Origin of the sequence: Halarchaeum grantii (genome assembly GCF_014647455.2) — an archaeon.
In the GTDB taxonomy this organism is placed as follows: Archaea; Halobacteriota; Halobacteria; order Halobacteriales; family Halobacteriaceae; genus Halarchaeum; species Halarchaeum grantii.
The window spans coordinates 114,931-136,715 of record NZ_BMPF01000002.1 but is presented as its reverse complement, the minus strand read 5'-3'; the positions used below and the strand labels follow the sequence as shown (position 1 = coordinate 136,715).

The window sequence follows — 21,785 nt, the reverse complement described above, 5'->3', positions numbered from 1 at the left end:
GCTAGAGGAAGCGGAAGGTCTCGAGGTTCTTCGGGGCGAACGTCCGCATGTTGTAGTCGTGGTAGAGCGCGCTCGAGAGGTCCTGCGTGGAGCGCTCGTCGCCGTGGACGCACAGCACTTTCTCGGGGCGCGGGTTCATGGTACGCACGAAGTTCTCGAGGCCCTGACGGTCGGCGTGACCGGAGAAGCCGTCGACGGTCGCGACGTCCATGTTGAGCTCGAGGTGCTGGGTGCGCCCGCCGGAGCCGCCGACGGGAATCTCGTCCCAGCCGGACTGGATGCGCCGGCCGAGGGTACCCTGTGCCTGGTAGCCGACGAAGATCATCTGGTTGTCCTCCTGCGGGCCGAGATGTTCGAGCCACGACATGATGGGGCCGCCGGTGACCATCCCGGACGTGGAGAGGATGATGCACTCCTCGCCCTCGGCGACGTCCATGCGCTCGTCCTCGCCGCCGTCGATGTGGTTGAACTGCTCGGCGAGGAAGGGGTTCTCGTCCTCGTGGAAGATCCGGTCGCGGAGCTCGTCCCGGAGGTACTCGGGGTAGGTGGTGTGGATGGCGGTGGCCTCCCAGATCATACCATCAAGATGGATGGGCATGGTCGGGATCTTGTCGTTGCGCATCGCCTCCTCGAGAACGAGCATGAGTTCCTGCGAGCGCCCGACGGCGAACGCCGGGATGACGACCTTGCCGCCGCGCTCGTAGGCCTCGTTGATGACCTCGATGAGTCTGCGCTCGGAGTCCTCTTGGTCGGTCTGGTAGTCGTTGCGACCGCCGTAGGTGGACTCGAGGACGAGCGTCTCGACGCGCGGGAAGTCGTTGACGGCGCCGTTGAACAGGCGGGTGTCCTCGTAGTGGATGTCGCCGCTGAAGGCGACGTTGTAGAGGCCGTCGCCGATGTGGAAGTGCGAGACGGCGCTCCCGAGGATGTGCCCGGCGTTGTGGAACGTGAGCTTGACGTCGGGCGCGATGTCGGTGACGTCGCCGTACTCGAGGGTGATGCAGTGCTTGATGGCCTCCCGAACCATCTCGGAGTCGTAGGGCGGCGCTCGGCCCTCCTTCGAGGCGACGTTGAGGTAGTCGAGGGTGAGCAGGCCCATCAGGTCGCGGGTGGGTTCCGTGCAGTAGATGGGGCCGTCGTAGCCGTACTTGAAGAGGAGCGGGATGAGCGCGGAGTGGTCGAGGTGGGCGTGCGTGAGGACGACGGCGTCGATGGTGTTCGCGCCGGCGCCGAGCGCCTCGGAGACCTGGAGGTAGGGCACCTCGTCCTCGCTCCCGGGCTTGTCCCCACAGTCGATGAGGATGCGCGTCTCGGGCGTGCTGAGGATGAAGCTCGCGCGCCCGACCTCGCGACAGCAGCCGAGCGTGGTGATGCGGACGTACTCGTCGTCGGTCATCTCCTCTCGGTGGATCTGCCGGCCCACTTTTTCCAGTATATCGCGGCGGTCCTCGCGCTCGGTCTTCAGGAAGTTTCGGACGTTTCGGACGGTGGAGGACTCGATGGGGGGCGTGCGGACGACTTCGGGCGTCCAGCCGGCGCGCTGCGTGATCTCGCGCAGCGTCGAGCCGTGGCGGCCGATGACCATGCCCGGCTTGCTGGCCTCGATGACGACTTCGCCGGTGTCCTCGTGGAAGTCGAGGTCGCTGACGCCGGCGTCCTCGGGGACGACGTCCATGATCTCCTCGCGGGCGTCGCGCGGCGGCGAGAGGACGTCCGGGTCGGGCCGGACGGTGATGCGTTTGCGGAGTTTGGAGGCGAGGCGTCGGATGAGGTCGCCGTTCTCCGCGAACTTCTTCGGATCGCGGGTGTAGACGACGAGTTCCGGGCCCTCGTACTTGACCTCGGTAACGGAGATGTCGGGCGGTACTTCGTCTGTGATCGTCTCTTGGAGTTCCTCGAGTTGTTTGTCTACGGAGCTCATAGTGGAACGTGGCGGGCTTCGTCGGAACGTCCCGTGGCGTCGACGTCGCGGAACGCACTACCGGCCGCGCGTCGAGTCGTCAGGGACTGGCCGAGGGATGTCATCGTAGTGAGAGCGGAGGGTCGTCGGGCGGTGTCCGGCGACTCCGCGGGGTAGCAGTCGTGGAAAACCCGCTTACTCGCCACTATACCCGTCCGGTTATAAAAGACCTTCGCAAGGTAGACGGCGTTGGGCCGCGCGAGACGACCGTATGGACGTGACGCCGGCGACGGTACGCGAGGAGCACGACCGCCTCCGAGAGCGCGCGGACGCCGTGGTACCGGTGGTGAACGCGGTGCGCGCGGAGCTCGGCGCGGCCTTCGACACGGAGGTGGCATCGATCACGGTCGGGGAGTACCGGGACGCCATCGACGCCGTCTTCGCGGACGGCGACCGCGCGGTGAACGTCGCGGGCCTCGCGATGTGCTTGCGCGAACTCGACGTCCACGAGGACTACCCGGGGTTCGTGGTGGACGAGCTACTGGGCCGCGAACTCGCTGGGGTGCTCGCGGGCGAGCAACCCCTCCGGCTGCTCGCGGAGGCGACGTTCCACTACGCGGACGTAGCGGCGGTCGCGGACACCCGCGAGCGGGCGGGCCTCGACGACTTGGACGCGGCGCTGGCGGCTGGCGTCCAGACGCGACTCCCGGGGTGGGAGTGGCGTGAGCGACCGAACCCCTTCGAGGAGGGATGAGAAGCAGGGCCGTAGCGGTCGGGACTAGTCGCCGATCGAGAGTTCCGCGCTCTCGGGCTCCGGCGGCTCTTCGTCCGCCCGGAGCTCACGGTACACTTCACGCTCGCGACGCTGCTGACGCTTGCCCGTCCCTTTCCGCTCGCGACCGCGTTTCGTGTCTCCCATTACATCATGGTATGGGGTCGCATGCCACTTAAGCCTGTCTTCCACGGATAGCCTTTGTGTTCGTGGCAGAATATCGGGCGCCCTTCAGGAGATTTAAGGCCGCTGTCGGCCTCGTTCGGGGCATGAGCGAGGACCAGGAGCTCGGCATCACCGAGCAGAAGGAGTACAACCCCGGCGAGTGGTACGCCGAGGTCGTCGAGAAGGCCGAACTCGCGAGCTACGGCCCCGAGGGGATGGGCGGGTTCATCGTCACGCGCCCGCGCGGGTACAGCCTCTGGGAGAGCGTGCAGGAGAACCTCGACGGCTGGTTCGACGAGACCGGCGTCGACAACGCCTACTTCCCGCTGTTCATCCCGGAGAGCTACCTCGAACGCGAGAAGGACGTCGTCGAGGGCTTCGACCCCGAGGTCGCGTGGGTGACGCAGGGCGGCCACGACGAGCTCGAGGAGCGCCTCGCCGTCCGGCCGACCTCCGAGTCGATCATCGCGCCCTACATGGCGCAGTGGGTGCGCTCGCACCGCGACCTGCCCCTCAGACTCAACCAGTGGTGTAGCGTCGTCCGCTGGGAGGCGACGGACACGAAGCCGTTCTTCCGCACGAAGGAGTTCCTCTGGCAGGAGGGCCACACCGCCCACGAGAGCGAGGACGAGGCGTGGGAGGAGACGCTGACGCGCCTCGACCAGTACCAGCGCCTCTACGAGGAGGTCTTCGCGATGCCGGTGATGCGCGGCGCGAAGCCCGACCACGACAAGTTCCCGGGCGCGGACACCACGACGACGGTCGAGGCGCTGATGCCGGACGGCAAGAGCGTGCAGGGCGGGACCTCCCACTACCTCGGCCAGTCGTTCGCGGAGGCCTTCGACCTCACCTTCAGCGACGAGGACGAGGAGGAGCGCGTCGCGCACACGACGTCGTGGGGGCTCTCGTGGCGCGCGCTCGGCGCGCTCATCATGACGCACTCCGACGACCAGGGGCTCGTGCTGCCGCCGACGGTCGCGCCCGAGCAGGTCGTCATCGTCCCCATCTGGCAGGAGGAGACGAAGGAGGACGTCCTCCAGTACTCGGCCGAAATCGCCGCCGAACTCGAGGAGGCGGGGGTTCGCGTCCACCTCGACGACCGCGACGGGCGCAACCCCGGGTTCAAGTACAACGAGTGGGAGCTGAAGGGTGTCCCCCTCCGCCTCGAAATCGGCCCGAACGAGGTCGAAGACGAGGAGGTCACGGCCGTCCACCGCCCCGACGGCGAGCAGGAGACGACGGACCGGGCGACGCTCGTCGAGGACGTCGAGGACCACCTCGATACGGTGTTCGCGAAGCTCTACGCGGCCGCCGAGGAGACCCTCGAGGAGAACGTTCGGGAGGCCGACAGCCCCGAGGAGATCATGGGGACCATCGGCCAGCACGGCGGCTACGTTCGCACGCCGTGGTGTGGCGACGAGGCCTGCGAGGAGGCGATCAAGGAGAAGGTCCACGCGGAGATCGTCGCGGTCCCGCTCGAGGAGTCCGACGCGGCGGGCGAGCACCGCGCGAACGACCACCGCGCGGAGGCGATTCACGAGGCGGGTGACGACTGTACGGTCTGTGGTGAACCGGCGGTCGAGACGGCCTACTTCGCGCAGTCGTACTGACGGCGAACCCGCACGTTTTCTCCGTTCGTTTCCCCCGCCGAGATCTGAGAGCGGCGCCACCGCACGGGCAGACGTTTTCAGCAGTAATACATCCTTATATTGACTAAGGCTGTGGTAATATGGCCTAAGGCTTTGATGGAAGGTGTTTTATGCACCGAGGTGTGTCTTCCAGTCACAATGACTGAGTACGACGCACGGAGCGGCGGCCGGCGCCTCGCGGACCCGGCCGAGGCACGCTCGAACTGCGGTGTCGGGGTCGTGATGGACCTCGACGATCAGGGCGGCCACGACGTCGTGTCCGACGGTCTCGACCTCCTCGCGAACCTCGAACACCGCGGCACGACCGGTGCGGAGAAGAAGACCGGCGACGGCGCGGGCATCCTCCTGCAGACGCCGCGATCCTTCTTCGAGGACGAACTCGATCTCCCCGAGACGTACGCCGTCGGCTCGCTCTTCCTCCCACAGGACGCCGACGAGCGTGCCGGGTGCAAGGACGCGGTCGCGGACACCCTCGGCGAGCACGGCCTCGATGTCGTCGCGTGGCGCGACGTCCCGACCGACAACTCCGACCTCGGACAGACCGCGCTCGACTCCGAACCCCACGTCGCGCAGGTCTTCGTCACCCCCGAGGAACCGATCGGTGACGAGGAGTTCGACCGCGCGCTCTACGTCGGGCGACGAGCCATCGAGAAGGCCGTCGACAACGAGCGCTTCTACGTCTGCTCCCTCGACCGCCAGACCCTCGTCTACAAGGGCCTCCTGAAGGGCGATCAGGTCCGGGATTACTACCTCGACCTGCAGGACGAGCGCCTCGCCTCGACGTTCGTCCTCGTGCACGCGCGCTTCTCCACGAACACCCTCGGCGCGTGGCACCTCGCACACCCCTACCGGAACATCGTCCACAACGGCGAGTTCAACACCATCAAGGGGAACGTCAACTGGATGCGCGCCCGCGAGGGCGACATCGAGAGCGAGCGGTTCAGCGAGGACGAACTCGACACGGTCCGCCCGGTCATCCCCGACCCCGACCAGTCGGACACCGCGAGCGTCGACAACGCCCTCGAACTCCTCATGCAGGGCGGCCGCGACCTCCCCCACGCCCTCCGGATGCTCGTCCCCGAAGCGTGGCAGGGCGATGAGGCGATGGCCGACGAGCGACGCGACTGGTACGACTACCACGCCTCGCTCGTCGAGCCGTGGGACGGCCCCGCCCTCGTCGTTGGCACCGACGGCGACCGCGTCGGCGCCGCCCTCGACCGCAACGGCCTGCGCCCGTGTCGCTACGAGGTCACGACGGACAACACGCTCGTCATGGGCAGCGAGGCCGGCGCGATCGAGACCGACGCGGAGAACGTCGCGAAGCGCGGGCGCCTCCAGCCGGGCCAGCTCTTCCTCGCCGACCCCGAGGAGGGCCGCGTCATCCCGGACGACGAGGTGTTCGACGACCTCACCGACGAGAAGTACGGCGAGTGGGTCGACGAGCAACAGACGCGCTATCAGGGTCACGCCGACGACCCGCTCCCGTCCGGTGACGGGGACGCGCTCCGCGCGCGACAGGCCGCCTTCGGCTACACGCAGGACGACCTGAACGACGTCCTCGAACCGATGGTCGAGGCCGGGAAGGACCCCGTCGGCTCGATGGGCGACGACACCCCGCTCGCGGTGCTCTCGAAGTTCAACCTGCCGCTGTTCAGCTACTTCCGACAGCTCTTCGCGCAGGTGACGAACCCGCCGATCGACTACATCCGCGAGGACGTCGTCACCTCGCTGGAGACCCGCCTCGGTCGCGAGCGCAACCTCCTCGACGAGTCCCCCGAGCACGCCGCGCAGGTCGTCCTCGACTCGCCCGTCCTCACGGACGAGGACCTCGGACGCGTGCGGGACACGGACGTCCCGGACGTCACGGTCGACATCACCTACGACCCCGAGACGGACCTCGAATCCGCCGTCGAGCGCGTTCGGGCGGACGTCGAGGCCGCGATCCGCGACGGCGCGGAGATCGTCGTCCTCTCCGACCGGGCGGTCGGCGCCGAGCGACTCGCCATCCCGAGCCTGCTCGCGACGAGCGCCGTCCACCATCACCTCGTCCGGGAGGGCCTGCGCACGCGAGCCGGCCTCGTCGTCGAGTCCGGCGACCCCCGCACCGTCCACCAGCTCTCGACGCTCGTCGGCTACGGCGCGGGCGCGGTCAACCCCTACCTCGCGATGGAGACGGTGACGGACATCACCGCCGGCCCCGACGGCATGGACGACACGGAGGCCGTCGAAACGTACGTCGACGCCCTCGAACAGGGCCTGCTGAAGGTCATGTCGAAGATGGGCATCTCCACGGTGGAGTCCTACCGTGGCGCGCAGATCTTCGAGGCGGTCGGCCTCGACACCGACCTCGTCGACGAGTACTTCTCGGGCACCCCGAACAAGACGAGCGGCATCGGCCTCGCGGAGATCGAGGAAGACCTCCGCGAGCGCCACGAGCAGGGCTTCGGCGAGGGCGAGGAGGAGCCGAGCCTGGAGCGACAGGGCGAGTTCACGAACACCTCGAACGGCCGCTTCCACCAGTGGAACCCGCAGACGGTGAACGCCCTGCAGGCCGCCGTCCGCGCGGACGACTACGAGCAGTTCGGCGAGTTCTCCGAGCTCATCGACGACCAGACGAAGCAGCTCCAGACGCTGCGCGGCCTCATCGACATCGAGACCGAGGAGCGCGAGAGCGTTCCTCTGGAAGAGGTCGAACCCGTCGAGGAGATCGTCGAGCGCTTCTCGACGGCCGCGATGAGCCTCGGGAGCCTGAGCCCCGAGGCCCACGAGAACAACGCGGAGGCGATGAACTCCATCGGCGCGAAGGCGAACACCGGCGAGGGCGGCGAGCCGCCCGAGCGCTTCAACACCGAGCGCGAGTGCAAGATCAAGCAGGTCGCCTCCGGGCGCTTCGGCGTCACCTCCGAGTACCTCTCGGAGGCCGAGGACCTCCAGATCAAGATGGCGCAGGGGTCCAAGCCCGGCGAGGGCGGCCACCTCCCCGGCTCGAAGGTGAACGAGATGATCGCGGGCGTCCGGTGCTCGACGCCGGGCGTCGGCCTCATCAGCCCGCCGCCCCAGCACGACATCTACTCCATCGAGGACCTGAAGCAGCTCATCTACGACCTGCGCTCGGGCAACCCGGACGCCCGCGTTCACGTGAAACTCGTCTCCGAGGCGGGCATCGGCACCATCGCGGCGGGCGTCGCGAAGGCGAAGGCGGACTGCGTCCACATCTCCGGGCACTCCGGGGGGACGGGCGCGTCGCCGAAGACGTCCATCAAGCACGCGGGCCTCCCGTGGGAGCTCGGTCTCGCGGAGGCGAACCAGCTCCTCCGCGAGACGGGGCTGCGCTCGCGCGTCACCCTCCGCGTGGACGGCGGCCTGAAGACGGGCCGCGACGTCGCGGTCGGCGCCCTCCTCGGCGCCGAGGAGTTCGCGTTCGGCACCGCGAGCCTCGTCACCTCCGGCTGTGTGATGGCCCGGCAGTGCCACGCGAACACCTGCCCGGTCGGCGTCGCGACGCAGGCGGAGAAGCTCCGCGAGCGCTTCCCCGGCCAGCCGGAGCACGTCGTGAACTTCGTGACGTTCATCGCGATGGAGCTCCGCGAGATCATGGCGGAACTCGGCTTCACCAGCGTGGACGAGATGGTCGGGCGCACCGACCTGCTCGGCCAGCGCGAGGTCGACCACCCGAAGGCCCGCAGCGTCGACCTCGACCGCGTCATCGCGGACCCCGTCCCGAACGACGACCGCTACCGGACGCGCGAGCAGGACACCGAGCACGACGAGCACTTCGACTGGGACGTCCTCGAGGAGGTCGGCGACGAGATCGAGGCCGGCGAGGACGTCTCCCTCTCGATGGACGTGACGAACGTGGACCGCGCGGTCGGCGGCGTGCTCTCGAACGCGGTCTCGAACGCGCACGGCGGCGACGGTCTCCCGGACGACACGGTGTCGCTCGACCTCGAGGGCATCGCCGGGCAGTCCTTCGGCGCGTGGCTCGCGTCCGGCGTCTCGCTGAACATCACGGGCGCGGCGAACGACTACGTCGGGAAGGGCCTCTCCGGCGGCAAGATCGTCGTGAACACGCCGAGCGATGCGCCCTTCGACCCCTCGGCGAACACGCTCATCGGGAACGTCGCGCTCTACGGCGCGACCGACGGCGAGCTCTACGTGAACGGCGTCGCCGGCGAGCGCTTCGGCGTCCGGAACTCGGGCGCGAAGGCGGTCGTCGAGGGCGTCGGCGACCACGGCTGTGAGTACATGACGGGCGGCGTCGTCGCGGTGCTCGGCGAGGTAGGGCGGAACTTCGCGGCCGGGATGAGCGGGGGCGTCGCGTACGTCTACGACCCCGAGGACGAGCTCGCGGACAAGGCAAACACCGGCATGGTGACGCTCGAGTCCGAACTCACCGAGCAGGACGAGGCGATGCTCCGGCGGCTCGTCTCGAACCACCGCAGCTACACGGACTCCAGTCGGGCCGAGGAGCTCCTCGAGACGTGGAGCGCGGCGCGCTCGGACTTCGTGAAGGTGATGCCCGACGCGTACGCGGCCGCCATCGAGGAGCGGCCGGAGAGCGACGCGCGCAAGTCGCTCCCCGCGCCCGCCGCCCGCGAGGCCGAGGCGGACGCCCGGGCCGACTGAAACGCGCGTTTTCGTCCACCGAACCCCTTTCTTCTCGCGTCGCGTCTCCCGGAGTATGAAGCAGACGCGACGCCGCGTGCTCGCCGCGCTCGGCTTCGGTGTCGTGGGCTCGCTCGCCGGCTGTACGGGTGCGTCGAGTGCGCCCGACGAGGTGACGACGGACGAGACGACCACGACGCCCCCGGACTTCTCGGGCTGTCCGTCGCTCCGCGAGACCGCGGACGAGACGGTGTGTGCGGCGACGGCGCCCGCAGACGCGCCCGTCGTGCTCGCACCCTCACGCGCCGATGTCGCCGCGCCGGGCACGCTGCGCTTCACGCTGACGAACGACTCGGAGGCGTCGCTCGGGTTGAACCCCTACGACTGGGCGCTCCACCGCGAGACCGACGGTGGCTGGGAGCGCGTCGCGCCGGACGCGGTGATACAGCCCTGGTTCACGCTCGCGCCCGGCGAGTCGCGGACGTGGGAGCTACAGATCGGCGGGGGACACTCGGCGCCGCAGAACGACTCGACCGTCGTCGCGGGGCCGCTCGACCTCGAACCCGGTACGTACGCGTTCAGCGTCGTCGCCGTCGGCGAGGCGCGGACGGCGTACGTCGCGCGCTTTCGGGTGCGCTGACCCGCTACTTCTTTCGGTGCGTGGCGAATCAGAGCGGATATGCAGAGCGCACTCGTCGTTGGGGGCACGCGGTTCATCGGCCGCCACACCGTCGCGGAACTCCTCGAGCACGACTACCGGGTGACCGTGTTCAATCGCGGGGAGCACGCGAACCCGTTCAGCGACCACCCGGACGTCCACCACTACGAGGGCGACCGCGCGAACGACCGCGAGCTACTCGCGGCGAAACGCGAGGTCGAACCGGCCGTCGTCATCGACTGCGTCGCCTATCAGCCCCGCGACGTGCGGAAGGCGACGGAGATATTCGCGGACGTCGAGGCCTACGTCTACGTCTCCTCGGGCGCGTCGTACGCGGTGGACGACGTCCCGAAGCGTGAGGGCGTGACGCCGCTTCGGGAGTGCTCGGCCGATCAGGCGGCGGACGATTCGCCGGAGACCTACGGGAACCGGAAGGCGGAGGGCGACCGGATGGTGTTCCGGGCGGCCGAGCGCGGCGCGCCCGCGATGGCCGTCCGTCCGACGGTCGTCTACGGCCCGCACGACTACTCGGAGCGCCTCGACTACTGGCTCCACCGCGTGAGCGAGTACGACGAGGTGGTGGTGCCGGGCGACGGGACGAACCTCTGGCAGCGCGTCTACGTCGAGGACGTCGCGTCCGCGCTCCGCGTCGTCGCGGAGGAGGGGACGCCCGGCGAGGCGTACAACGTCGGCGACCGGAACGCGCTCACGCTCGAGGACACCGTCGAACTCGCCGCCGACTGCCTCGACACCGACGTCGACATCGTCCACGCGAGCGACCGCGAGCTCTCGACGGCCGGCCTCTCGCTCGGCTCGTTCCCGCTCTATCGGCCGGCACCGCACCTCCTCGACACGCACAAGCTCGAAGCGCTCGGCTGGGAGTCCACGCCCGTCGAGGAGGCGATGGCGCGGACCGCGGCGGACCACCGCGACGCCGAGCGCACGGGCGAGTCGGAGGGCCCGGAGCGCGCGGCCGAGGAGACGGTGATCGGCGTCCTCGAGACGATCTAGCGCTCGGCCGCGCCGTCGCGGTCGGCGTCGCGGAGGACAACCGCTTTGTCGCCCGACGCCGACACGCCGATATGTTCACGAAGACGTCATGGATCAAGCTCCCGCGGAACGTCGTCGTCGGCCACGACGTCCTCGGGGACGTCCGCGAGGTGGTGGCGGACACGCACCTCCGCGGGCGGCCGCTCGTCGTCACGAGCCCGACGCCGCGCGAGGTGGCGGCCGCCGAGATCGTCGCGCAGTACGAGGACGCGGGCGTCGACCCCGCGCTCGTCGAGGTGGCCGAAGCGAGCTTCGACGCGGTCGAGACCGTCATCGACGCCGCCGAGTCCGCCGGGGCGGACTACCTCGTCGGCGTCGGCGGCGGGAAGGCCATCGACATCGCGAAGATGGCGAGCGACCACTGCGAACTCGGGTTCGTCTCCGTCCCGACGGCCGCGAGCCACGACGGCATCGTCTCCGGGCGCGGCTCCGTCCCGGAGGGCGACACCCGCCACAGCGTCGCGGCGGACCCGCCGCTCGCCGTCATCGCGGACACGAGCGTGCTCGCGCAGGCGCCGTGGGAGCTCACGACGGCGGGCTGTGCGGACATCATATCGAACTACACCGCCGTGAAGGACTGGCGGCTCGCGAACCGCCTGAAGAACGTCGAGTACAGCGAGTACGCGGCCGCGCTCTCGGAGATGACGGCGGAGCTGCTCGTCGAGCGCGCGGACAGCATCCGGCCCGGCCTCGAGGAGTCCTCGTGGATGGTGGTGAAGGCGCTCGTCTCCTCCGGCGTCGCGATGAGCATCGCGGGCTCCTCGCGGCCCGCGTCGGGCGCCGAGCACCTCATCAGCCACCAGCTCGACCGCATCGCGCCCGGGAAGGCCCTCCACGGCCACCAGGTCGGCGTCGCCGCCATCGTCACGGAGTACCTGCACAGCGGCGAGCGCGGCGACTGGACGGCGGTGCGGGACGCGCTCGCGTCGCTCGACGCGCCGACGACCGCCGCCGACCTCGGGGTGGGCGAGGACGAGCTGCTGGAGGCGCTCACGACCGCACACGAGATCCGCGACCGCTACACCATACTCGGCGACGGCCTGAGTCGCGAGGCCGCCGTCGAGGCCGCGACGAAGACGGGCGTGCTCTGAGGGAAAGACTCACAACGACCGCGCGGCGACGGGACGCATGGTCACGCCACTCCTCGAATCGCTTCCCGAACTGCTCGAAGTCGCCGTCTTCGGTATCGGAAGCCTCCTCCTCTCGGTCGGCGGCCTCGCCCTCGAACGCTTCGCCCTCGTGGCCGCCGAGAGCGGCCGCCTCCCGATCGGCGTCTGGGCGACGGTGCTCGGTCTCGTCGCCATCACCGTCGCGTACCTCGTCGCTCGCGACCGGGTCCGGCCGCGCGTCGCGGCGCTGCGCTGACGCCCGTTCGTCGGCCACCAACGGACCGAAGTGCGCTTGGGCGTCGCCCGCCTCCCGCCGGTATGAGCGACGTGAGACTCCGCCTCGCCGAGGCGTCGGACGCGACCGCGGTCCGGCGGATCTACGCCCCGTACGTCGAGGAGACCGCCATCACGTTCGACGCGGACCCGCCGTCGGTCGCCGCCCTCCGCGAGCGCATCCGCTCGAAACTCGACGACTACCCGTGGGTCGTCGCCGAGGCGGACGGCGACGTCGTCGGCTACGCGTACGCCGGCCCGGTCCGCGAGCGCGTCGCCTACCAGTGGTCGGTCGAGAGCTCGCTCTACGTCGAGCGCGACGCCCACCGCTCCGGGATCGGGAGCGCGCTCTACGAGGCCCTGCTCGCGCTCTTGGAACGCCAGGGCTACGTGACCGTCTACGGCGTCGTGACGCTCCCGAACCCGGCGAGCGCCGCGATTCACGAGGCGTTCGGCTTCGAGCGCGAGGGCACCTTCGAGCGGATGGGGTACAAGCACGGCGAGTGGCACGACGTCGGCTGGTGGTCGCTCGCGCTCCGCGAGCACCCCGCGGAGCCCGAGGAACCGACGCCGCTCTTCGAGCTCCGCGAGCGCGCGGCGTGGAACGACGCGCTCGCGGCGGGCGACCTCTCGATGGGGTGACGGACGACGCTCGCCGCCCACGCGTCACGGTGGTCTCTCCCGCCCGCCTCAGACGTGCTCGTCGAGGAACTCGACGACCGTCCGGTAGGCGGTGATGCGGTTCTCGAGCTTGGAGAAGCCGTGGCCCTCGTCCTCGAAGACGAGTTTCTCGACGGGGACGTGTTCGGCGGCCTCCTCGGCGATCTGCTCGGCCTCGCCCACGGGCACGCGCGGGTCGTTCGCGCCGTGCAGCACGAGGAGGGGCGCTCTGATCGAGTCGATGTTGTTGATGGGTGAGATCTCCTCGAGGAATTCTCTATCGTCTTCGAGGCTCCCGTACTCGGCCTCCCGGTGCTCGCGGCGCCACTCCCCGGTGTTCTCGAGGAAGGTGACGAAGTTCGCGATGCCGACGACGTCGACGCCCGCCGCCCAGCGCTCGGGGTACTCGGTGAGCGCGGCGAGCACCATGAACCCTCCGTAGGAACCCCCGTAGGCGACGATGCGCTCGGGGTCGACGTCGTCGCGTGCGGTGAGCCACTCGACGCCCCGATCGACGTCGGCCACCGAATCCATGCGCTTCTCCACGTCGTCGAGGTTCATGTAGCGCTTCCCGTAGCCCGAGGACCCCCGGACGTTCGGCTCGAAGACCGCGTAGCCGTTCGCGACGAAGTACTGGCGGAGGGCGAGGAAGTAGGGGCGGCGCTGTGACTCCGGGCCGCCGTGGATGTCGACGATGACGGGGTGTGGTCCCTCGTCCTCGGGGAGCGTGAGGAACGCCGGAATCCGTTCCCCGTCGACGCTCTCGTAGTGGACGAGGTCGGGTTCGCGGAAGGTCTCCGCCGGGATACCCGCGGTGGAGGCGTCCGTCCAGCGCTCGCTCGCCCCGCTCTCCACGTCGAAGACGTGGACGTTCGTGTTCTCGGTCGGCGCGGAGACGGCGGCGGCGACGCGCTCGCCGTCGGGACCGACGGAGAGGCCCATGAGGACGCCCTCCGGGAGGTCGGGGTCGGCGAGTTCGCGTCGCCCGCCGTCGGCGTCGAGGTCGTAGAGCGTGAGGTCGCTGTACCCCTCGACGTTCCGAACCACGGCCATCGTCCCCGAGTCGGCGTCTACCGCGACCGAGGAGACGTTCCACTCGCCGCCCTCCTCAACGACGGAGAGCGCGCCCGTCACGGGGTCGAGTTCGAAGAGCGCGAGCGTGTCGCGTCCGTGGTCGCTCGTCACGTAGAGCGTCTCGCCGTCGGGCGCCCACGCGACGGAGCCGTAGCGGACCTCGCCGTCGTGGTCGGCGCTGAGGTGCGTGACGTCGCCGGAGTCGAGGTGGCAGACGTAGAGGTCGTGGTCGCGATTCGAGTGCATCTCGTGGAAGACCAGCCGGTCGTCGGCGGGACTCCACCCCGCGACGGTGAGCCAGTCCTTCTCCCGACCGTCGAAGACCAACTCGGCGGCCCCACCGGGCTCGTCCCGGCGCTGGACGTAGCCGTCGAAGCTCCCCTCCTCGCGGCGGTTCGCGGTGTAGGCGATCCGCTCGCCGTCGTGGCTCCAGCCGCCCCACTGGTGAATGCTCTCGGGGTCGTCGGTGAGCGCGACCTCCTCGCTCCCGTCTCCGGCGAGCCGGAAGAGCTGGGTCTTCTCGTTCCCGCCCCGGTCCATCCCGAAGGCGAGCTCGTCGCGCGTCGGCGAGTAGGAGGCGAAGCCGATGGACTCCTCGTGAAAGGAGAGCTGTGCCGGCCACTCGCGCGGACCGTCGAGGCGCCAGACCTGTCGGACGCCCGTCGTGTCCATCGAGAACGCGAGCTGGCCGTCGGGACCGAAGGAGGGGCCGCCGGCGCTCCGGACGTTCAGGTACCGCTCGATGTCGTAGGCCATACTCGCTGGTGTGCGGGCGCGTCGAAAGAGCTTCCGGCGGAGGCCTCGCACGCCGCCTCGCGCGCTCGGGCGCGTCGCGGACGCCCCCCTACAGCCACTCGTCCGCCCACGACTCGATCTCGTCGAAGACCGGGCAGAGGGCTTCGCCCTTCTCGGTGAGCGTGTAGTAGGTGGCGACCGGGGCGTCCTCCTCGACGCGCCGGGAGACGAGGCCGGCCTCGCCGAGGTCGTCGACGACGCGCGAGAGCGTGCGGGCGTTCGCGTCCGTCGAGCGCTTCAGCTCGTTGAACCGCTTCTCGCCCTCCTGGAGGTCGTGGAGGACGAGGAGGCGCCACTGCGAGCCGACGAGTTGGAGGGAGTCGACGACCGCGCACGCCTCGCCGACCTGCGCGTCCGCCTCTGTGTCTACTGACATGAGTGTTACCTACTGACGCCTACGTCCGCGAGCCGTTAAGTAGTTCACTATCGTACCAGGTATCGTGACACAACCAGATGTCCTCGCAGCGACGGACGACCCGAGTACCAGTGCCGCCGACGAGGTGTCGGCCTGATGGCGTTCGAGACGCCGCTCGCCGCCGAGTTCTTCCTCGTCGGCCGCGTCCTCTTCGGACTCGTCCTCGCCTACATGGGGCTCAACCACTTCCAGGCCGCCGACTACCTCGCGGACTACGCCGGTTCGAAGGGCGTCCCCGCCCCGAAGGCGGGCGTCCTCGCCTCCGGCGGACTGCTCGTCCTCGGCGGCCTCGCCGTCGTCGTCGGCGCGTTCCCCGTCCTCGCGTCGGGCGGCCTCGCGCTCTTCCTGCTCGTCTCCGCGGTCACCATCCACGACTTCTGGGCCGCGCCCGCCGAGCAGGCGCAGGACGAACAGACGTCGTTCCTGAAGAACGTCGGCCTCGCCGGCGGCGCGCTCCTCCTCCTCTCCGTCGGCGGCACCGCGTGGCCGTACGCCCTCGGCGTGGGGGTGTTCTGAGATGAGCGCCGACGACCCGCACGCGGACGCCGGGTTCGCGACCGCGGGCGTCGACCCCGAGGACGCCGACGTCGGCGCCGTCCTGATCCACGGGCGCGGCGCCACCGCGCAGAGCGTCCTCGGCCTCGCCGAGGAGTTCGAGCGCGACGACGTCGCCTACCTCGCCCCGCAGGCCGCGAACCGAACGTGGTACCCGCAGTCCTTCCTGGCCGCGACCGACGCGAACCAGCCCCATCTCGACTCCGCGCTCGGCGTCCTCTCTCGCGCGCTCGACCGCCTCGCGGACGCTGGCATCGACGCCGAGAACGTCCTCCTGCTCGGCTTCAGTCAGGGGGCCTGCCTCACCACCGAGTACGCCGCCCGACACGCCCAGCGCTACGGCGGGCTCGCCGCCTTCTCGGGCGGTCTCATCGGCGAGGCCGTCGAGCGCGAGCGCTACGGCGGCGACTTCGACGGCACGCCCGCGTTCGTCGGCTGCAGTGACTCCGACCCCCACATCCCCGAGGAGCGCGTGCACGCGACCACCGACGTCCTCCGCGACCTCGGCGCGGACGTCGACGAACGCATCTACCCGGACGCCCCGCACGGCATCTTCGAGGACGAAGTCGATGCCGTGAACGGTATCGTGAACGGCCTCGGCGAGTAACGAGCGCCGGGCCGCCCCGCTTTTACCGTCGGCCGGCCAACCCCCGCGCATGAGCGACGACGAACCCGCCGAGAACATCTTCGGCGGCGCGGCCGGCGGCGGCACCGAGCGCGCCTTCGCGTCCGGCGACCACCCGGAGACCCCGCTCGTCGAGCGCGTCGTCGACCGCCTCGGCGAGCGCTACTGGCAGAAGACCTACGGCGGCCGGGACGCCTTCGAGTGCCTCGTCCGCACGGTCCTCTCACAGAACACCTCCGACAAGGCCAGTCAGCCCGCCCACGACTCGCTGATGGCGCGCTACGGCGAGGGGGACGGCGACCTCGCGGACGCGCTCGCGGACGCCCACCAGCCCGACCTCGCCGAGACCATCTCGGCCGCCGGCCTCTACAACCAGAAGTCGGAGACGCTAATCAGGCTCGCCGAGCGCGTCCGCACGGAGTACGGCGGCGCCGACGCGTTCGACGAGTTCGTCCGGGACGCCGACTACGAGGAGGTTCGCGCCGCCCTCCTCGACATGAAGGGCGTCGGGCCGAAGACCGCCGACTGCGTCCTCCTCTTCGCCGGCGGGCGCGACGGCGTCTTCCCCGTCGACACGCACGTCCACCGAATCGCGCGCCGCATGGGGTTCGCGCCGCCGGACGCCGACCACGAGGGCGTCCGCGAAGCCATCGAAGCCGACCTCCCGGCCGAGAAATGCGGCTTCGGACACACGGCGATGATCCAGTTCGGCCGCGACTTCTGCACGGCGCGCGCGCCTGCGTGCCTCGACGACCCCGAGGCCTGCCCGATGGCCGACTGCTGCGAGCAGGTCGGCGTCTACCCCGCCACCGGCGACGTCGTCGACCCGAGCGAGGCCGCGGACTGACGCGGCGCCGTCACTTCGCTCGGGCCGCGCCGCTCGCGGGTCGCTCCTCACGGTTCCACCGTTCGGTTCGCGGCCCCATCCCGTCGGGACCGCGTACACCCCGTTCGCCTCCTCGCGGTTCCTCGTGTCGCTCGGAACCGCGTTTACTCACGGGTCGTCCCTCCCCGTTCGTCTCGCCGTGGTTCTTCGCCACGCTCAGAACCACGTTACTCGTCCGCGCCGATCTCGGCGGCGAGGCCGTCGATGACGTGCTCGGCGGACGCGATGTTCGTCGCGAGCGGGATGTCGTGGACGTCGCAGATGCGCAACAGCGCGGAGATGTCGGGTTCGTGGGGCTGGGCAGTGAGGACGTCGCGGATGAAGATGATGGCCTCGCAGTCGCCCTCCGCGACCTCCGCGCCGATCATCATGTCGCCGCCGAGCGGCCCGGAGGCCTTGCGCTCCACTTCGAGGTCCGTCTCCTGCATGATGCGCTTGCCCGTCGTGCCGGTGCCGATGAGGTCGAACTGCCGCAGGCGCTCCTCGTGGCTCTGCGCGAAGTCGATGAGGTCCGGCTTCTTCTCGTCGTGTGCGATGAGTGCGATACGCATACGCACAGTCCACGGAGGACGCCCAAGAAGCTAGCGGACGCGCGGACGCCCGCGCCGCCGCGTTTTTTCACCCCGCGCGTCGAAGACCGCAGTATGCATTCTGTGCGCGTGGCCGGGGTCGGATCGACGCAGTTCGGGAAGCAACCCGAGCGGGCGAGTCGCGACCTCTTCGCGGAGGCCGGCGCGGGCGCGCTCGCGGACGCCGGCGTCCCGCACGCGGACGTCGAGTTCGTCGCGTACGGGAACTTCGCGGGCGAGGCGGTCGAAGGGCAGGGCCACGCGGGCCCGCTCGCCGCCGACGCCCTCGGTGTGGACGCGCCGGCGACGCGCTACGAGGCCGCGTGCGCGTCGAGCGGCGTGGCGTTCCGCGAGGGCGTCCGCGCGGTCCGCGCCGGCGACGCCGACGTCGTCGTCGCGGGCGGTGCCGAGCGCCTCTCACACCTCGACACCGCGCACACAACCGAGGCGCTCGCGTCGGCCGCCGACGAACTCTGGGAGGGCCGCGCCGGCGCGACGTTCCCCGGCGTCTACGCGCTGATGGCGGACGCCTACTTCGGCGAGTACGGCGGGACGCGCGAGGACCTCGCGCACGTCGCCGTGAAGAACCACGCGAACGCGATGGGGAACCCGCACGCGCAGTTCCAGCGCGAGGTCACCGTCGCGGACGTGCTCGACGCCCCACCGGTCGCGGACCCGCTCGGTCTGCTCGACGCCTGTCCCATCACGGACGGCGCGAGCGCGGTCGTCCTCGCGAGCGAGGCGTACGTCGCCGAACACGACGTCGACGCGCCCGTCGCGGTGACGGGGTCCGGACAGGGCGGGGACCGCCTCGCGCTCGCGGACCGCGCGCACCTCGCGCGGACGCCCGCCGCGAGCGCGGCCGCCGACGCCGCCTACGCCGACGCGGGCGTCACGCCCGCCGACGTGGACGTCGCGGAGGTCCACGACTGCTTCACCATCGCGGAGGTGCTCGCGCTCGAAGCGCTCGGCTTCTACGGGCACGGCGACGCCATCGGCGCGGCGCGCGCGGGCGAGACGACGCGCGACGGGCGCCTCCCCGTCAACCTCTCCGGCGGCCTGAAGGCGAAGGGCCACCCGGTCGGCGCGACGGGGACGAGTCAGATCGCCGAACTCACGGCGCTCCTGCGCGGCGACCACCACAACGCCGACGCGGTGCCCGACGCGGAGGTCGCCCTCGCGCACAACGCCGGCGGGACGGTGGCGAGCGCCGTCGTCCACGTCCTGGAGGTGGCGGAATGACCGACGCGGCCACGTCCGCCGACGTCCTCGACGCCGTCGAGAACGGCGCGGGGTTCTGCCTCGTCTGCGCGAACGGCCACGGTTCGCTCCCGCCGCGAACGGTCTGTCCGGCGTGCGGGTCGCGCGCCCTCGAACGCGAGGCTCTCCCGGAGACGGGGACGGTTCGCGCCGTCACGACCGTCCACGTCGGGCCGCCCGCGTTCGCCGACGAGACGCCGTACGGCCTCGCCATCGCGCGCTTCGGGCCGGTTCGACTCACCGGCCACGTGCGCGCGGACGCCCTCGACGGCCTCGCTCGCGGCGACGACGTGACGCTCGGCGTCGGGACGGCCGGCGACGAGCGCCACCTCCGCTTCGAGTAGTCAGGGGAGGTCGGCCGCGACCGCCTCCCGGAACCGCTCGGGGTGGTCGTCGTGCGGGAGGAGTTTCGCGTCGTCGAGGACGACGAGGCGGGCGTCCGCCGCCGCCGCGAGTTCGCGTCCCCGCGAGAGCGGAGTGGTCGTCGCCTCGCGACCCCAGACGAGCGTCACCGGGACGTCGCGCGCACCGAGCTCCGCGCCGAGGTCGACCGCCGGGTCGAGGAGTCCGCCGACGAAGGACGCGGGTGCGAAGCGCGCGTTCCGCTGGTGTGCGCTCGTCCACTGGTAGTCGACGACGCCGTCCGGGACGGGGCCGGCGTACGCCTCGCGCGCGTCGAAGTACCGGAGCGACGGCTTCGAGACGAGGCAGTCGAAGGCCGCCTGCCCGACGACGGGCGCGCGGAAGAGGTCGCACAGCCACTCGCGTCGCGCCGCGGTATCGGCGGTCGGGCAGACGAGGAGGAGACGCGACACGTCCGCGTCCCCGGCCGCGATCGCGGCGTACGACCCCGTGAGCGAGGACGCGATGACCGCCGGGTCGTCGAGGCGCTCGATGGCCGCAGCGACGAACGCCTCGTAGAGTGCGGCCGTGTACGTGACCTGCGGGCGGTCGCTGCGGCCGAACCCGGGGAGGTCGGGCGCGACGACGTGGTACTCCTCGGCGAGCGCCTCCCACACACCGCGGAACTCGCGCGACGAGGCGGCGGCGTGGACGCCGTGGAGCAAGAGGACGTCCGGGTCGTCGGGGTCGCCCACCTCCGCGTACGCGACATCGAAGCCGCGCCAGCGAACCGTCTCCTGTCGCCCGGGGAGGGCGGGCCCGAGCGGTCCGGCGAGCGCGGAGAGCAGTCCGTCGGCGGCGACCGTCGCCCCGCCCGCACCGATGAGGCCGGCGACCGTCTTCCGAAGGCTCATGCCTCTCGCGTCGCCCGCCGACCGGTTAGGCGTTGTGCCGGCGCACCCCCCAATCGCACACCATAAGGGCCGGGCGCGGGAACGGACGCGTATGACCATTCGCGGCTACGCCCACGCACACCCGCGCCGCGTCACCGCCGTCGTCTCCGCCGTCGGGTACGCGCTCGTCCTCGGGACGTTCGCCGGCGTCCTCCCGATCTTCCCCGCCATCGGCGAGCGGACCGTCCTCCTGCTCTCCGACGCCATCGCCGTCATCAACACGTGCGCGCTCAGCGCACTCCTCCTCGGCTACTACTTCGTGAAGCGCGGGCGGATACGCGCCCACCGCGCCGCGATGCTCACCGCGTTCGCGCTCATCCTTCTCTTCCTCGTCGCCTACCTCTGGAAGGTCGGGGGCGGCTTCGAGAAGGAGATCGTCATCGAGCAGGGCCAGTTCCTCGCCGCGTACGCCGACGTCGTCTACCCGCTCTACCTCGCGATGCTTGCCATCCACATCCTCCTCAGCGCGCTCGCCGTCCCCGTCGTCGTCCACGCCGTCGTCCTCGGCCTCTCGCACGACGTCGCCGAACTCCCCGACACCGACCACCCGCTCGCCGGCAAACTCGCCGTCGCGTCCTGGTCGCTCAGCCTCGCGTTCGGTGTCGTCACCTACTGGCTCCTGAACCACGTCTACTCGTGGGTGCCCCGCTGATCACTCCGTCCACGGGATGAGCCACGCGCCGACTGCGAACGCGACGACCGCGAGGACGAACAGGACGGCGTAGTTCGCCGCGACCGACCCCGGCCACCCCGCGTGGCTCCCCGGGTAGGTCGCCGCGCGCACCCCGTACGCGAAGTAGCTGAGCGGCGAGAGGTCCGTGACCGGCCGGAACCACGACGGGAGCGATGCGGGGGAGAGGAAGGTGTTCGAGAGGAACAGCAGGGGGAGCGCGACGCCGTTCGACGCGGTTATCGCGCCGTCCTGGCTGTCCGCGAGCGACCCGAGCATCGCACCCACGCCACAGAAGAGCACCGACGCCGTCGGGACGAAGAGGACGAGCCACGGCGAGAGCCGGAACGACGCGCCCGTCGCGGCGAGCAGGCCGAGGAGGACGGCGCACGCGAGCGCGATGAGCGCAGCGTTCACGAGCGTCTGCGCGAGCAGCCACTCCCAGCGCGTCATCGGCGACGCCGAGAGCTTCTCGAAGCGGTTGCCCTCGCGGAAGCGCGCGACCTCGCTCCCGAGTCGCGAGAGCGGCGTGAACAGCACGACGACGGCGAGATACCCCGGAACGTAGTAGCCCGGCGGCTGGCTGAAGAGGCCGGTGCCGCCCCCGCCGGTCCGCACGAGGCCCGCGAAGATGGCGATGAGCAGGACCGGGAAGAAGAACGTGAAGAAGACCGCGACGCGCCGACGGACGAACGACCTGTAGGCCGCGCCGACCTCCGCCGCGATACGCCCGGAGCGACTCACGCGAGCCACCCCCAGTGGCGAGTGTGAGCCAGTCGGACCGCAGGTCCGACGCGGCT

General features: G+C 70.5%; 21 protein-coding genes. 14 read left to right on the top strand and 7 right to left on the bottom strand.

What is annotated here, in order from left to right:
- Position 1: 1 nt before the first annotated feature.
- Positions 2 to 1,921: a beta-CASP ribonuclease aCPSF1 gene (locus tag IEY12_RS06910; RefSeq protein WP_188881240.1), complete on the bottom strand. Its 1,920-nt coding sequence runs from the start codon at positions 1,919 to 1,921 to the stop codon at positions 2 to 4.
- 250 nt (positions 1,922 to 2,171) lie between these two features.
- Here IEY12_RS06910 and IEY12_RS06905 point away from each other — a divergent pair, with 250 nt between their 5' ends.
- A complete protein-coding gene (locus IEY12_RS06905) occupies positions 2,172 to 2,654 on the top strand; it encodes a DUF7984 family protein (protein ID WP_188881220.1) in 483 nt (160 codons plus the stop codon).
- A 24-nt stretch (positions 2,655 to 2,678) separates the two neighbouring features.
- On the opposite strand, the gene IEY12_RS06900 is transcribed toward IEY12_RS06905, so the two are convergent.
- Positions 2,679 to 2,819 carry a hypothetical protein gene (locus IEY12_RS06900; RefSeq protein WP_176969844.1) on the bottom strand — a complete coding sequence of 47 codons (141 nt, stop codon included), beginning with the start codon at positions 2,817 to 2,819 and terminating at the stop codon, positions 2,679 to 2,681.
- Positions 2,820 to 2,941: 122 nt separating this feature from the next.
- On the opposite strand from IEY12_RS06900, the gene proS reads away from it, so the two are divergent.
- From proS to IEY12_RS06865, 7 genes are all read left to right on the top strand, one after another.
- On the top strand, positions 2,942 to 4,447 hold the full coding sequence (gene proS, locus IEY12_RS06895; protein ID WP_123074024.1) for a proline--tRNA ligase: 1,506 nt from the start codon (positions 2,942 to 2,944) through the stop codon (positions 4,445 to 4,447).
- 177 nt (positions 4,448 to 4,624) lie between these two features.
- Entirely contained in the window at positions 4,625 to 9,112 is a 4,488-nt protein-coding gene (gene gltB, locus IEY12_RS06890) for a glutamate synthase large subunit (protein ID WP_188881217.1), read from the top strand.
- Positions 9,113 to 9,167: 55 nt separating this feature from the next.
- Positions 9,168 to 9,731 (top strand): hypothetical protein, encoded by a 564-nt coding sequence (locus IEY12_RS06885; RefSeq protein ID WP_188881191.1) that lies wholly within the window; start codon positions 9,168 to 9,170, stop codon positions 9,729 to 9,731.
- A gap of 39 nt (positions 9,732 to 9,770) precedes the next feature.
- Positions 9,771 to 10,760 carry an NAD-dependent epimerase/dehydratase family protein gene (locus IEY12_RS06880; RefSeq protein ID WP_188881188.1) on the top strand — a complete coding sequence of 330 codons (990 nt, stop codon included), beginning with the start codon at positions 9,771 to 9,773 and terminating at the stop codon, positions 10,758 to 10,760.
- A 71-nt stretch (positions 10,761 to 10,831) separates the two neighbouring features.
- A complete protein-coding gene (locus tag IEY12_RS06875) occupies positions 10,832 to 11,890 on the top strand; it encodes an NAD(P)-dependent glycerol-1-phosphate dehydrogenase (protein ID WP_188881170.1) in 1,059 nt (352 codons plus the stop codon).
- A 37-nt stretch (positions 11,891 to 11,927) separates the two neighbouring features.
- On the top strand, positions 11,928 to 12,164 hold the full coding sequence (locus tag IEY12_RS06870; RefSeq protein ID WP_188881150.1) for a DUF8151 family protein: 237 nt from the start codon (positions 11,928 to 11,930) through the stop codon (positions 12,162 to 12,164).
- Positions 12,165 to 12,226: 62 nt separating this feature from the next.
- Positions 12,227 to 12,823 (top strand): arsinothricin resistance N-acetyltransferase ArsN1 family B, encoded by a 597-nt coding sequence (locus IEY12_RS06865; RefSeq protein ID WP_188881147.1) that lies wholly within the window; start codon positions 12,227 to 12,229, stop codon positions 12,821 to 12,823.
- 48 nt (positions 12,824 to 12,871) lie between these two features.
- Here the strand turns inward: IEY12_RS06865 and IEY12_RS06860 are convergent, their stop codons facing one another.
- Together IEY12_RS06860 and IEY12_RS06855 are read right to left on the bottom strand one after the other, a co-directional pair.
- Positions 12,872 to 14,671: a S9 family peptidase gene (locus IEY12_RS06860; RefSeq protein ID WP_188881145.1), complete on the bottom strand. Its 1,800-nt coding sequence runs from the start codon at positions 14,669 to 14,671 to the stop codon at positions 12,872 to 12,874.
- A gap of 88 nt (positions 14,672 to 14,759) precedes the next feature.
- The gene (locus tag IEY12_RS06855) at positions 14,760 to 15,086 is read right to left on the bottom strand and encodes a winged helix-turn-helix transcriptional regulator (RefSeq protein WP_188881139.1); all 327 of its coding nucleotides are present in this window, start codon (positions 15,084 to 15,086) and stop codon (positions 14,760 to 14,762) included.
- Between the two features lie 135 nt (positions 15,087 to 15,221).
- On the opposite strand from IEY12_RS06855, the gene IEY12_RS06850 reads away from it, so the two are divergent.
- Genes IEY12_RS06850 through IEY12_RS06840 form a run of 3 tightly spaced genes read left to right on the top strand, consistent with a single transcriptional unit; the run spans position 15,222 to position 17,152 of the window.
- Positions 15,222 to 15,641, top strand: coding sequence for a DoxX family membrane protein (locus IEY12_RS06850; RefSeq protein ID WP_123074015.1), 420 nt, complete (start codon positions 15,222 to 15,224; stop codon positions 15,639 to 15,641).
- Position 15,642: 1 nt separating this feature from the next.
- Complete coding sequence (locus IEY12_RS06845) at positions 15,643 to 16,287, top strand: alpha/beta hydrolase (RefSeq protein ID WP_188881127.1); 645 nt, start codon at positions 15,643 to 15,645, stop codon at positions 16,285 to 16,287.
- A gap of 49 nt (positions 16,288 to 16,336) precedes the next feature.
- On the top strand, positions 16,337 to 17,152 hold the full coding sequence (locus tag IEY12_RS06840) for an endonuclease III domain-containing protein (protein ID WP_188881116.1): 816 nt from the start codon (positions 16,337 to 16,339) through the stop codon (positions 17,150 to 17,152).
- 206 nt (positions 17,153 to 17,358) lie between these two features.
- Here the strand turns inward: IEY12_RS06840 and IEY12_RS06835 are convergent, their stop codons facing one another.
- The gene (locus IEY12_RS06835; RefSeq protein WP_188881113.1) at positions 17,359 to 17,742 is read right to left on the bottom strand and encodes a methylglyoxal synthase; all 384 of its coding nucleotides are present in this window, start codon (positions 17,740 to 17,742) and stop codon (positions 17,359 to 17,361) included.
- 93 nt (positions 17,743 to 17,835) lie between these two features.
- Between IEY12_RS06835 and IEY12_RS06830 the strand changes: the two genes are divergently transcribed.
- Together IEY12_RS06830 and IEY12_RS06825 are read left to right on the top strand one after the other, a co-directional pair.
- The gene (locus tag IEY12_RS06830) at positions 17,836 to 19,002 is read left to right on the top strand and encodes a thiolase domain-containing protein (protein WP_188881104.1); all 1,167 of its coding nucleotides are present in this window, start codon (positions 17,836 to 17,838) and stop codon (positions 19,000 to 19,002) included.
- Positions 18,999 to 19,364, top strand: coding sequence for a Zn-ribbon domain-containing OB-fold protein (locus IEY12_RS06825; RefSeq protein WP_188881097.1), 366 nt, complete (start codon positions 18,999 to 19,001; stop codon positions 19,362 to 19,364). Before IEY12_RS06830 ends, IEY12_RS06825 begins: the two co-directional genes overlap by 4 nt.
- On the opposite strand, the gene IEY12_RS06820 is transcribed toward IEY12_RS06825, so the two are convergent.
- Entirely contained in the window at positions 19,365 to 20,276 is a 912-nt protein-coding gene (locus tag IEY12_RS06820; RefSeq protein ID WP_188881091.1) for an alpha/beta fold hydrolase, read from the bottom strand.
- A gap of 91 nt (positions 20,277 to 20,367) precedes the next feature.
- Between IEY12_RS06820 and IEY12_RS06815 the strand changes: the two genes are divergently transcribed.
- Positions 20,368 to 20,967 (top strand): DUF420 domain-containing protein, encoded by a 600-nt coding sequence (locus IEY12_RS06815; protein ID WP_188881089.1) that lies wholly within the window; start codon positions 20,368 to 20,370, stop codon positions 20,965 to 20,967.
- On the opposite strand, the gene IEY12_RS06810 is transcribed toward IEY12_RS06815, so the two are convergent.
- Positions 20,968 to 21,729, bottom strand: coding sequence for an ABC transporter permease (locus IEY12_RS06810; RefSeq protein ID WP_188881086.1), 762 nt, complete (start codon positions 21,727 to 21,729; stop codon positions 20,968 to 20,970).
- Positions 21,730 to 21,785: the final 56 nt, after the last annotated feature.

Bases quoted from the DNA above. Each gene is read 5' to 3' on its own strand.
- IEY12_RS06910 (WP_188881240.1), bottom strand. From the start codon at position 1,921: ATGAGCTCCGTAGACAAACAACTCGAGGAACTCCAAGAGACGATCACA.
- IEY12_RS06905 (WP_188881220.1), top strand. From the start codon at position 2,172: ATGGACGTGACGCCGGCGACGGTACGCGAGGAGCACGACCGCCTCCGA.
- IEY12_RS06900 (WP_176969844.1), bottom strand. From the start codon at position 2,819: ATGGGAGACACGAAACGCGGTCGCGAGCGGAAAGGGACGGGCAAGCGT.
- proS (WP_123074024.1), top strand. From the start codon at position 2,942: ATGAGCGAGGACCAGGAGCTCGGCATCACCGAGCAGAAGGAGTACAAC.
- gltB (WP_188881217.1), top strand. From the start codon at position 4,625: ATGACTGAGTACGACGCACGGAGCGGCGGCCGGCGCCTCGCGGACCCG.
- IEY12_RS06885 (WP_188881191.1), top strand. From the start codon at position 9,168: ATGAAGCAGACGCGACGCCGCGTGCTCGCCGCGCTCGGCTTCGGTGTC.
- IEY12_RS06880 (WP_188881188.1), top strand. From the start codon at position 9,771: ATGCAGAGCGCACTCGTCGTTGGGGGCACGCGGTTCATCGGCCGCCAC.
- IEY12_RS06875 (WP_188881170.1), top strand. From the start codon at position 10,832: ATGTTCACGAAGACGTCATGGATCAAGCTCCCGCGGAACGTCGTCGTC.
- IEY12_RS06870 (WP_188881150.1), top strand. From the start codon at position 11,928: ATGGTCACGCCACTCCTCGAATCGCTTCCCGAACTGCTCGAAGTCGCC.
- IEY12_RS06865 (WP_188881147.1), top strand. From the start codon at position 12,227: ATGAGCGACGTGAGACTCCGCCTCGCCGAGGCGTCGGACGCGACCGCG.
- IEY12_RS06860 (WP_188881145.1), bottom strand. From the start codon at position 14,671: ATGGCCTACGACATCGAGCGGTACCTGAACGTCCGGAGCGCCGGCGGC.
- IEY12_RS06855 (WP_188881139.1), bottom strand. From the start codon at position 15,086: ATGTCAGTAGACACAGAGGCGGACGCGCAGGTCGGCGAGGCGTGCGCG.
- IEY12_RS06850 (WP_123074015.1), top strand. From the start codon at position 15,222: ATGGCGTTCGAGACGCCGCTCGCCGCCGAGTTCTTCCTCGTCGGCCGC.
- IEY12_RS06845 (WP_188881127.1), top strand. From the start codon at position 15,643: ATGAGCGCCGACGACCCGCACGCGGACGCCGGGTTCGCGACCGCGGGC.
- IEY12_RS06840 (WP_188881116.1), top strand. From the start codon at position 16,337: ATGAGCGACGACGAACCCGCCGAGAACATCTTCGGCGGCGCGGCCGGC.
- IEY12_RS06835 (WP_188881113.1), bottom strand. From the start codon at position 17,742: ATGCGTATCGCACTCATCGCACACGACGAGAAGAAGCCGGACCTCATC.
- IEY12_RS06830 (WP_188881104.1), top strand. From the start codon at position 17,836: ATGCATTCTGTGCGCGTGGCCGGGGTCGGATCGACGCAGTTCGGGAAG.
- IEY12_RS06825 (WP_188881097.1), top strand. From the start codon at position 18,999: ATGACCGACGCGGCCACGTCCGCCGACGTCCTCGACGCCGTCGAGAAC.
- IEY12_RS06820 (WP_188881091.1), bottom strand. From the start codon at position 20,276: ATGAGCCTTCGGAAGACGGTCGCCGGCCTCATCGGTGCGGGCGGGGCG.
- IEY12_RS06815 (WP_188881089.1), top strand. From the start codon at position 20,368: ATGACCATTCGCGGCTACGCCCACGCACACCCGCGCCGCGTCACCGCC.